Annotated in this window: 10 protein-coding genes and 2 pseudogenes; 10 read left to right on the top strand and 2 right to left on the bottom strand. The window is 62.4% G+C overall.

Features of this window, described 5'->3' with window-relative positions; all coding sequences use genetic code 11:
• The 6 genes and pseudogenes from AF337_RS34600 to AF337_RS34575 all read left to right on the top strand — a co-directional run.
• Positions 1 to 221: pseudogene (locus tag AF337_RS34600) on the top strand (dihydrolipoyl dehydrogenase); the annotation flags it as partial.
• Between the two features lie 120 nt (positions 222 to 341).
• A complete protein-coding gene (locus tag AF337_RS34595; protein WP_003573335.1) occupies positions 342 to 596 on the top strand; it encodes a GlsB/YeaQ/YmgE family stress response membrane protein in 255 nt (84 codons plus the stop codon).
• Positions 597 to 609: 13 nt separating this feature from the next.
• Positions 610 to 858: a GlsB/YeaQ/YmgE family stress response membrane protein gene (locus AF337_RS34590; RefSeq protein WP_049735614.1), complete on the top strand. Its 249-nt coding sequence runs from the start codon at positions 610 to 612 to the stop codon at positions 856 to 858.
• 47 nt (positions 859 to 905) lie between these two features.
• A complete protein-coding gene (gene lipA, locus AF337_RS34585; RefSeq protein ID WP_049735613.1) occupies positions 906 to 1,877 on the top strand; it encodes a lipoyl synthase in 972 nt (323 codons plus the stop codon).
• 199 nt (positions 1,878 to 2,076) lie between these two features.
• A pseudogene (locus tag AF337_RS34580) lies at positions 2,077 to 2,652 on the top strand (AAA family ATPase).
• Positions 2,653 to 2,661: 9 nt separating this feature from the next.
• The gene (locus AF337_RS34575; RefSeq protein ID WP_049735612.1) at positions 2,662 to 3,114 is read left to right on the top strand and encodes a type II toxin-antitoxin system RatA family toxin; all 453 of its coding nucleotides are present in this window, start codon (positions 2,662 to 2,664) and stop codon (positions 3,112 to 3,114) included.
• A 19-nt stretch (positions 3,115 to 3,133) separates the two neighbouring features.
• Here AF337_RS34575 and AF337_RS34570 read toward each other — a convergent pair whose 3' ends face one another.
• Positions 3,134 to 3,634 (bottom strand): CinA family protein, encoded by a 501-nt coding sequence (locus AF337_RS34570; RefSeq protein WP_049735611.1) that lies wholly within the window; start codon positions 3,632 to 3,634, stop codon positions 3,134 to 3,136.
• On the bottom strand, positions 3,631 to 4,851 hold the full coding sequence (locus AF337_RS34565; protein WP_049735610.1) for a bifunctional 2-C-methyl-D-erythritol 4-phosphate cytidylyltransferase/2-C-methyl-D-erythritol 2,4-cyclodiphosphate synthase: 1,221 nt from the start codon (positions 4,849 to 4,851) through the stop codon (positions 3,631 to 3,633). Before AF337_RS34565 ends, AF337_RS34570 begins: the two co-directional genes overlap by 4 nt.
• A 145-nt stretch (positions 4,852 to 4,996) precedes the next feature.
• Here AF337_RS34565 and dusB point away from each other — a divergent pair, with 145 nt between their 5' ends.
• The 4 genes from dusB to AF337_RS34545 all read left to right on the top strand — a co-directional run bounded on the left by dusB (position 4,997) and on the right by AF337_RS34545 (position 10,152).
• Complete coding sequence (dusB, locus tag AF337_RS34560; protein WP_049735609.1) at positions 4,997 to 6,025, top strand: tRNA dihydrouridine synthase DusB; 1,029 nt, start codon at positions 4,997 to 4,999, stop codon at positions 6,023 to 6,025.
• Positions 6,022 to 7,176 carry a two-component system sensor histidine kinase NtrB gene (locus AF337_RS34555; protein WP_049735608.1) on the top strand — a complete coding sequence of 385 codons (1,155 nt, stop codon included), beginning with the start codon at positions 6,022 to 6,024 and terminating at the stop codon, positions 7,174 to 7,176. The genes dusB and AF337_RS34555 overlap by 4 nt, the downstream gene beginning before the upstream one ends.
• The gene (ntrC, locus tag AF337_RS34550; protein ID WP_049735607.1) at positions 7,173 to 8,624 is read left to right on the top strand and encodes a nitrogen regulation protein NR(I); all 1,452 of its coding nucleotides are present in this window, start codon (positions 7,173 to 7,175) and stop codon (positions 8,622 to 8,624) included. The genes AF337_RS34555 and ntrC overlap by 4 nt, the downstream gene beginning before the upstream one ends.
• Before the next feature lie 538 nt (positions 8,625 to 9,162).
• Positions 9,163 to 10,152, top strand: a complete 990-nt coding sequence (locus AF337_RS34545) for a potassium channel beta subunit family protein (RefSeq protein ID WP_049735606.1) — start codon at positions 9,163 to 9,165, stop codon at positions 10,150 to 10,152.
• The last annotated feature ends 92 nt before the right edge of the window (positions 10,153 to 10,244 follow it).

Raw genomic sequence — 10,244 nt, 5'->3', positions numbered from 1 at the left:
AGGGCATGGTCAAGGTGATCTTCGACAAGAAGACCGGCGAGCTGCTCGGCGCCCACATGGTCGGCGCCGAAGTCACCGAACTCATCCAGGGTTTTGTCGTCGCGATGAACCTGGAGACGACAGAGGAAGAGCTGATGCACACGATCTTCCCGCATCCCACAGTTTCCGAAACGATGAAGGAAGCGGTGCTCGATGCCTATGGCCGTGTGCTGAACGCTTGATAATTTCCAAGGCCGCCCTTTATCCCGGGTGGCGTATGCCATCCCCCAGGGCGGCTAAGCCATCTTCCGGGGTGGCCTAGGCCATAGCTCGGGGGCTGGAAAAAACGAAAGGAAATCATCATGTCTATGGAGACGCAGGCGTTGCTGGTGTTTTTGCTGATCGGCCTGGTCGCAGGCTTCCTCGCCAGTCTGGTCGTCGGTGGCGGCGGTTTGATCAGATGCCTGCTGAGCGGCATCATCGGCGCCTTCGTCGGCGGTTATCTGTTCAGCGCCCTCGGCATTTCGCTGGGCATCGACAATGCGCTGGTGGTGCAGATCATCCACGCCACCGTCGGCGCGATTATCGTGGTGCTGATCGCCAGGGCGGTCGCTTAAGGGTAGGGCAGGCATGGAAGGCGTGGGCTTAATTTCGGCAATCATCATCGGCGGCCTTGCGGGCTGGCTCGCCGGCAAGCTGATGGAGGCGCGGTACGGGATTTTCCTGAATATCGTGCTCGGCATCGTCGGCTCGGTCGTCGCCACCGCCATCCTCGCCCAATTCCATGTCCAGCTCGCCGGCGGACGGCTCGGTTATTTCGTCACGGGTTTCCTTGGCGCCTGCCTGCTGATATTCCTTGCGCGGCTGGTGCGGCGCTAGATCAAGAGATGATGCCGCTTTAAGAGCGGCGGAAGGCTGATACTGCAATGGTGACTATCCTCGACACGATCAATCCCGACGCCAAGCGCGTGCGCCATCCGGAGAAGGCGCATCGGCCGGATACGGAAGTCATGCGCAAGCCGGACTGGATCCGCGTCAAGGCGCCGACCTCCAAGGGTTATGCCGAGACGCGGGCGATCGTGAAGGAGCACAAGCTCGTCACCGTCTGCGAGGAGGCCGGCTGCCCGAATATCGGCGAGTGCTGGGACAAGAAGCACGCCACCTTCATGATCATGGGCGAGATCTGTACCCGCGCCTGCGCCTTCTGCAATGTCGCCACCGGCAAGCCGAACGCGCTCGACATGGCCGAGCCCGAGAATGTCGCCAAGGCGGTCAAGGAGATGGGCCTATCCCACGTCGTCATCACCTCGGTCGACCGTGACGATCTGGAGGACGGCGGCGCCGAACACTTCGAAAAGGTGATCTGGGCGATCCGCGCCGCTTCGCCGGCAACGACAATCGAAATCCTGACGCCGGACTTCCTGAAGAAGCCGGGCGCCTTGGAGCGTGTCGTCGCCGCCAAGCCCGACGTTTTCAACCACAATATGGAAACGGTCCCTGGCAATTACCTCACGGTTCGCCCCGGCGCCCGCTATTTCCATTCCATCCGCCTGCTGCAGCGGGTGAAGGAACTCGACCCAACCATGTTCACCAAATCGGGCATCATGGTCGGCCTCGGCGAGGAGCGCAACGAGGTGCTGCAACTGATGGACGACCTGCGGACCGCCGATGTCGACTTCCTGACGATCGGCCAGTACCTGCAGCCGACCCGCAAGCATCACAAGGTCGAAAGCTTCGTCACCCCGGACGAGTTCAAGTCTTATGAGACGGTCGCCTACAGCAAGGGCTTCCTGATGGTCGCCTCCAGCCCGCTGACCCGCTCCTCCCACCATGCCGGCGATGATTTTGCCCGGCTGCGTGCGGCGCGCGAAAAGAAGCTGGTGATGGCGGCTGAGTAAGGGTTCGCAACCTTTTGCTGCACGTCAGACTGCTCCAATCTCCCTTTCGTCATGCTCGGGCTTGTCCCGAGCATCTGCGACGGGTGATGCGCAGCAGATCCTCGGCACAAGGCCGAGGACGCCGCCGAGTAGGGCGCGACGTTCGTTAACAAACTGACCGCAGTGGTTTTCATCGCGGTTTTTCTTTGGGCTGCCGGCGATGAAAGGCACATCCGGTTTGAAATCGATGCGTGCGGCCGACCGCATCCTGGTGATCGGCTGCCCCGGCAGCGGCAAGAGCACGCTCGCAAAGCGGCTTTCGCGAGCGCTCGGACTTCGCTACATCTCCATGGACCGTGACTTCTACTGGCTGCCCGGCTGGAGAAAGAGGCCGCGCGATGAGATCGATCGCCTTATCGCCAAGGTCGTGGAGGAAGAGCGCTGGATCATGGACTGAACCGGCCTCAGTTCTTTCCATCTTCGCCTGCCGCGCGCTCAGGCGGTCATTTGGCTTCGCCCGCCAAGATATGCCTGCCTGTCCGGTGCCATCTCAAGAGCATTGCGTTATTTCGGGCGTAACCGTCCCGAATTGCCTGCCGGCTGCCCTGAAAGCCTCTCGCTGGATGCGCTTTCCTATATCTGGAACTTCGAGCGCCATGTCGTCCCCTTAATCCAGGCGGCACTTCGGGATCATGCCGGCGGGATCGCCGAGCGCGGCTCTCACATACCGGTACTCCAACTAAAATCCCGTCGTGAGATGCGCGAGCTTCTTGATCTTCTCGGCCGGCCCGCTTAATTGCCGCCTATGCCGCAATTCGAAACCCATCGTCCCGTCCCGCACACGCCCGAACAGATGTTTGACCTCGTTGCCGATGTCGAGCGCTATCCCGAATTTCTGCCGCTCTGCGAGGCGCTTGCCATCCGGAGCCGCAAGGAGCGCGACGGCAAGATCCTTCTCGTCGCCGATATGACTGTGGGATACAAGGCGATCCGCGAGACCTTTACGACCCAGGTGCTGCTGAACCGCGCCGAGCGCGTCATCGAGGTCAAATATATCGACGGCCCGTTCAGATATCTCGACAACCGCTGGCATTTCACGGAGACGCCGACCGGCGGCTGCACCGTCGATTTCTTCATCGACTACGAGTTCAAGAGCCGCATTTTGGGCGCGCTGATGGGCTCGATGTTCGACCGCGCCTTCCGCATGTTCACGGAAGCCTTCCAGACGCGCGCGAGCAAGATCTACGCTGCCGCGTGACGGGCGGCTGCAGGCACCATCAGTGCGTGAGGAGCGAGCGCACCATCTCCAGTGCCGTCCGGACCGTTGCCAGCCGAACCTCGCTGCGGCCGATGTCGCCATAGAGCATTTTACGATGGAGGAGCGCGCCGCTGCGTGATTTGGCGGCGAGATGCACGAGGCCGACCGGTTTCTCCGCCGATCCGCCGCCGGGGCCGGCAATGCCGGTGACGGCGATGGCGATGTCGGCGCGCGAGCGGAAGAGGGCGCCATGCACCATCTGCCGCGCCGTTTCCTCGGAGACCGCCCCGAAACCCAGCAGCGTTGCCTCCTGCACGCCAAGCAGCTCGATCTTGGCGGTATTGGTATAGGTGACGAAGCCGCGGTCGACGACCGCCGACGATCCCGATATCTCGGTCAGCGCGCCTGATATCAGCCCGCCGGTGCAGGATTCTGCGGTCGAGATCAGCAGCCCCGCGGACGTGAAGTCACGGATGATTGTCTGCGCCGCCGACTGAATGTCCTCGGGAAAAAGGCTCATCGTTTCCCCCCGCGATAGACGACGGTCGCCGTGGCGATCGCAGCGATGCCTTCGCGCCGGCCGACGAAGCCGATCGTCTCGTTGGTCGTCGCCTTGACCGAGCAGCGCTCGATCTCGATGCCGAGATACTCCGACAATTTCGCCCGCATGGCCTCGCGATGCGGGCCGACCTTCGGCGCCTCGGCGATCAGCGAGACATCGGCATTCATGATCGTGCCGCCGCGCTCTCGCACGATCCGCGCGGCATGCTCGATGAAGATGCGCGACGCCGCCCCCTTCCATTGCGGATCGGAGGGCGGGAAATGGTCACCGATATCGCCGGCGCCGCAGGTGGCGAGCAACGCATCTGTCAGCGCATGCAGCGCTACGTCGGCATCCGAATGGCCTTTCAGCTTTTGGTCGTGCGGAATGAACACGCCGCAGAGCGTCACGCCATCGCCTGCTACGAGCTGATGCACGTCGTAGCCATTGCCGGTGCGCACATCGGGAAGCAGCGACGTCGACAGTTTGTCGTCGGCCATGGCGATATCCTTCTTCACCGTCAGTTTGACATTATCGGCCGTGCCCTCGACGATCGTCACCGGAATGCCCGCCCATTCCGCGATCGAGGCATCGTCGGTGAAATCGCTGCGCCCGCTCGCCGCTGCCTTTTCATGCGCGTCGAGGATCGTTTCGAAAGCGAAGGATTGCGGCGTCTGCGCGGCGTAGAGGTGCTCGCGCGACACCGTCGTCAACACGGCGCCGATGCTGTCGGCGCGTTTCAGCGTGTCGGTCACGGGTGTCGCCGGCAGGACAGCGGCCGCGCCGTCGCCAAGGTTCTCGGCGATGCGGTCGAGAAGCACATGGTCGAAGAACGGCCGCACAGCGTCATGGATCAGCACATGGCTGATTTGCTTGTCCTTGAGATGTCGCAGCCCCGCCAGCACGGATTGCTGCCGGGTCGCGCCGCCATGCACCGTTTCGATCGGCGTTGCCGAGACGATGTGGCGCAACGCCTTTGCAAACAGTGCCTCGTCATCAGGATGAATAACGACGACGATCTCGGTCGCCGGCCCCCACGTCATGAAGTTTTCAAGCGTATGGGCGATAACCGGCTTGCCGCCGATCAGGCGATATTGCTTCGGGCCTTCCTCGGAGGAGCCTGCACGCTCGCCGCGGCCGGCGGCGACGATGACAATTCCAGCCGATATCGGTTGCTTAGAAGGCATTTGCAGCATAAATCCCCTAAATTATGCGGAATTGACCCGAGTGCTCTAACGTCTTGCTTTGGCCTTTTCCAGCATCTGCCCGAAAAATATCGATTTCGATCTGAGCCCCCTTGGCAAGCCGGGGAACAATGGCTAAAAATCATGCAGTTCCACAGTGTGCCCGAAAGATAATCATTTGATTTCCAAGGACCTCGCAGCGCCTTTCCGAATAGGACCTGTATCGGTGCGCAACCGTGTCGTGCTGGCGCCGATGTCCGGCGTCACGGACATGCCTTTCCGCGAGCTCGCCTGGCGCTTCGGCGCCGGCCTCGTCGTCACCGAAATGGTGGCGAGCCGCGAATTGGTCAACGACACGGCCGAATCCTGGTCGCGGCTCAAGGCCGCAGGCTTCCGTCCGCATATGGTGCAGCTCGCCGGCCGCGAGGCGCACTGGATGGCGGAGGCGGCGAAGATCGCTGCCGATCATGGCGCCGATATCATCGACATCAACATGGGCTGCCCGGCAAAGAAGGTGATCGGCGGTTACTCCGGCTCAGCACTGATGCGCGATCCCGATCACGCGCTCGGCCTCATCGAGGCGACGGTCAAGGCCGTCGATATTCCCGTGACGCTGAAGATGCGCCTCGGCTGGGACGAGAATTCGATCAACGCGCCCGAGATTGCGCGCCGCGCCGAAGCGGCCGGCATTCAGCTCGTGACCATTCATGGGCGCACCCGCATGCAGTTTTATGAAGGCCGCGCCGATTGGGACGCGATCCGTCCCGTTCGCGAGGCAATCTCGGTTCCGCTGATCGCCAATGGCGATGTCGAAACGTCAGAGGACGCGCAGGAAATATTGCGCCGCTCCGGCGCCGATGCCGTGATGATCGGCCGGGGCTGCCAGGGCAGGCCGTGGCATGCCGGCGTCATATCAGGTGCCGCCGCGCCGCGCCGCGAGGCGATCGCCGATATCGCTGTCGAACATTACGCGATGATGCTGGATTTCTACGGCGAGGCGGTGGCGATCCGCCATGCTCGCAAGCATCTCGGCTGGTATCTCGAGCGTTTCGCCCCTGATCTCGCCGGCGGTGATAAAGCTGCGATCATGACCTCCCGCGATCCGCGCGAGGTGGCCGCACGCCTTTATCAGGCCCTTTATCAGGCATTGGCATCGGGTGTTGTCGACAGCCGGGAGGCGGCATGACGAAGGATACGACTTCTCCGCCCGATCCTGCCGGCGGAACCGTCGCCATGGCCGTGCTCAACGCCATCCAGAACCCCGTCGTCATGGTCGACGAATCCGGCTTCGTCGTTTTCGCCAATTGGGAGGCGGAGGCCTTCTTCGGCGCCAGCGCCTCGCATCTGGCGCGTTATCGCATCTCGACGTTCATTCCCTTCGGCAGCCCGCTGCTCGCCCTGATCGACCAGGTGCGCGAGCGCAAGGCGCCGGTCAACGAATATCGCGTCGACCTGAGTTCGCCCCGCCTCGGCCAGGACAAGCTCGTCGATCTCTACGTCGCCCCGGTGCTCAGCGAGCCCGGCGCCGTCGTCATCGTCTTTCAGGAACGCTCGATGGCCGACAAGATCGACCGGCAGCTGACGCATCGCGCCGCCGCCCGCTCGGTCACCGGTCTCGCCTCGATGCTGGCGCATGAGATCAAGAACCCGCTCTCCGGCATCCGCGGCGCCGCCCAGCTGCTCGAACAATCCGCGGTCGACGACGACCGGGCGCTGACCCGGCTGATCTGCGACGAGACCGACCGCATCGTCTCGCTGGTCGATCGCATGGAAGTCTTTTCCGACGAGCGCCCGGTCGACCGCATGCCGGTCAACATCCATTCCGTGCTCGATCACGTGAAGGCCGTCGCCAAGGCGGGTTTTGCCCGCAACATCCGCGTGACCGAGAGTTATGACCCATCGCTGCCGGCCGTCTATGCCAATCGCGACCAGCTCGTGCAGGTCTTCCTCAATCTGGTGAAGAACGCCGCCGAAGCGGTCGGCGATAGGCCGGACGGCGAGATCCTGCTGACCACGGCCTATCGCCCCGGCATCCGTCTCTCCGTCGCCGGCACCCGTGAAAAAATCTCGCTGCCGCTGGAATTCTGCGTCCACGACAACGGCCCCGGCGTTCCCACCGATCTGCTGCCGCATCTCTTCGATCCCTTCATCACCACCAAGACCAACGGCAGCGGCCTCGGCCTGGCGCTGGTCGCCAAGATCATCGGCGATCACGGCGGCATCATCGAATGCGACAGCCAGAACAGCCGCACGACATTCCGCGTTCTCATGCCGGCGTCGAAGGACGCCTCGCTTGAAGACGCCTCTTCCGCAAGCTCGACAGGACCTTCTCGATGACAGCTACGATCCTCGTTGCAGATGATGATGCGGCCATCCGGACCGTGCTCAACCAGGCTTTGAGCCGCGCCGGTTATGACGTTCGCATCACCTCCAACGCCGCTACTCTCTGGCGCTGGATCTCGGCGGGCGAGGGCGATCTTGTCGTCACCGATGTGGTGATGCCGGATGAAAACGCCTTCGATCTCTTGCCGCGCATCAAGAAGGCGCGTCCCGATCTGCCGGTTCTTGTCATGAGCGCGCAGAACACCTTCATGACCGCCATCAAGGCCTCCGAGAAGGGCGCCTACGACTATCTGCCGAAGCCCTTCGACTTGACCGAGCTGATCGGCATCATCGGCCGCGCGCTTGCCGAGCCGAAGCGCAAACCGGCCAAGCTCGAAGAGGACATGCAGGACGGCATGCCGCTCGTCGGCCGCTCGGCGGCGATGCAGGAAATCTACCGCGTGCTCGCCCGCTTGATGCAGACGGACCTGACGCTGATGATCACCGGCGAATCCGGCACCGGCAAGGAGCTCGTCGCCCGGGCGCTGCATGATTACGGCAAGCGCCGCAACGGCCCGTTCGTCGCCATCAACATGGCGGCGATTCCGCGCGACCTGATCGAATCGGAACTCTTCGGCCACGAGAAGGGCGCCTTCACCGGCGCGCAGACCCGCTCGACCGGCCGCTTCGAACAGGCCGAAGGCGGCACGCTCTTCCTCGACGAGATCGGCGATATGCCGATGGACGCCCAGACCCGGCTTCTGCGCGTGCTGCAGCAGGGCGAATACACAACCGTTGGCGGCCGCACGCCGATCCGCACGGATGTGCGCATCGTCGCCGCCACCAACAAGGATCTGAAGCAGGCGATCAACCAGGGGCTGTTCCGCGAAGATCTCTATTACCGACTCAACGTCGTGCCGCTGCGCCTGCCGCCGCTGCGCGACCGCGCCGAGGACATTCCCGATCTCGTGCGCCATTTCATCCAGCAGGCCGAAAAGGAAGGCCTCGGCTCCAAGCGCTTCGATCAGGAAGCGCTGGAACTGATGAAGGCCTATGCCTGGCCGGGCAATGTCCGCGAGCTGGAAAATCTCATCCGCCGGCTGATGGCGCTCTATCCGCAGGATGTCATCACCCGCGAGATCATCGACGCGGAACTGCGCTCCGACGTGCCCGACAGCCCGATCGACAAGGGTCCGGTCCGCAGCGGCTCGATGACGATCGCGCAAGCGGTCGAGGAGAACATGCGCACCTATTTCTCAGGCTTCGGCGAAAACCTGCCGCCGCCCGGCCTCTATGACCGCGTGCTGACGGAAATGGAATATCCGCTGATCCTCGCGGCGCTCACGGCAACGCGCGGCAACCAGATCAAGGCGGCCGATCTTCTCGGCCTCAACCGCAACACCCTGCGCAAGAAGATCAGGGAACTCGGTGTCTCGGTCTATAGAAGCTCCCGCACTGCCTGAATCAGAACTGGCTGAATGAAAAGAGGGCGGCGGGCCCTCATGTTGCCCACCGCCCACTTCCTCCCGGCGTCCGCCGCCACGGTCGGGAAGAGAATTGAATCTAGCTGAGCCGCGTCGTGGTTTGTATCTGCGCCCGCAAACAAAAGCGCAGTGTCATTCGATGGTCACATTGTATTTGCGGGCTATTGTTTGCCGCCAGGCGAATGTCATTGAAGTTGCTGCGGTCGTAGCTCCAGCGCCTGTGGATAGGCTGTGGATAACAGGTGGATGACAGAGGCGATCGGCTGGAAATAACGTCCCCTGTTCCGCTTGCATGTTGCCAATCCGTTCCGAATCTCGTCATCTGCCGTTGCTGCTGTCGACCTCCGCCGCAAACGTCGTCGATTGCATGCTACGGGCGCTCCGGCTGATGTCGTTGAGCGCCCTTTTTCTTTCCGCTCCTCGCATATCGTCGTTCATGCCATAGATTACGCGAGTCGGTCCTCGATCGATCGCGCAACGCCGGTGACCGGCCGGCACATTTTTCGGGAGCTGCATGATGGAATATCGTCGTCTGGGAAAGTCGGGTCTGCAAGTGAGCGAGTTCTCGTTCGGCTCATGGGTGACATTCGGCAAGCAGGTCCATGGAGGCGATGCCGTCGACCTCATGAAGCTTGCCTATGACAACGGGGTGAACTTCTTCGACAATGCCGAAGGCTATGAGAGCGGCAAGTCCGAAATCGTCATGGGCGAGGCGCTGAAATCGCTTGGCTGGAGCCGCGACAGCTTCGTCGTCTCGAGCAAGGTCTTCTGGGGCGGCCAGAAGCCGACGCAGCGCGGCCTGTCGCGCAAGCACGTGACCGATGCCTGCCATGCCGCGCTGAAGAGACTTCAGGTCGATTACCTCGACCTCTATTTCTGCCACCGCCCGGATATCGATACGCCGGTCGAGGAAACGGTGCGGGCGATGCACGATCTCGTCGCCCAGGGCAAGGTGCTCTATTGGGGGACGTCGGAATGGTCGGCGCAGCAACTGACGGAAGCCTATGCCGTGGCCCGCGATCTTCGCATCACGCCGCCGACCATGGAGCAGCCGCAGTACAATATCTTCGAACGCCAGAAGGTCGAATCCGACTATCTGCCGCTCTACGACCTCATCGGCCTCGGCACCACGATCTGGTCGCCACTCGCCTCCGGCGTCCTGACCGGCAAATACAATAACGGCGTGCCGGCCGACAGCCGTATGAACCTGCCGGGCTATGAATGGCTGAAGGAGAAATGGTCCAGCGACGCCGGCCGCGCCCAGCTCAAACAGGTTGGCGAACTCGCCAGGCTTGCCGACGAGATCGGCCTGTCGATTACCCATCTCGCTTTGCTGTGGTGCCTCGCCAATCGCAACGTCTCCACCGTCATTCTCGGCGCCTCGCGCGCCAGCCAGCTGCAGGACAATCTCTCGGCCCTTTCGCACAGGCAGAAGATGACGCCTGAGGTGCTGGACCGGATCGACGGGATCGTCGGAAACAAACCGGAAGGCCCGCGTCGGTTCTGAAGCCGTCGTGCGAGACTTTGCGCTATCGACATGCATGAAAACTGAGACCTAAGGTAGTGGCAGTCAGGTCGACAGGCGCGGATCTTTCGAGA

Source organism: Rhizobium ecuadorense (genome assembly GCF_001187535.1).
In the GTDB taxonomy this organism is placed as follows: domain Bacteria; phylum Pseudomonadota; class Alphaproteobacteria; order Rhizobiales; family Rhizobiaceae; genus Rhizobium; species Rhizobium ecuadorense.
Note: the sequence above shows the minus strand (reverse complement) of the source record. Positions and strands in the feature narration are given on the sequence as shown.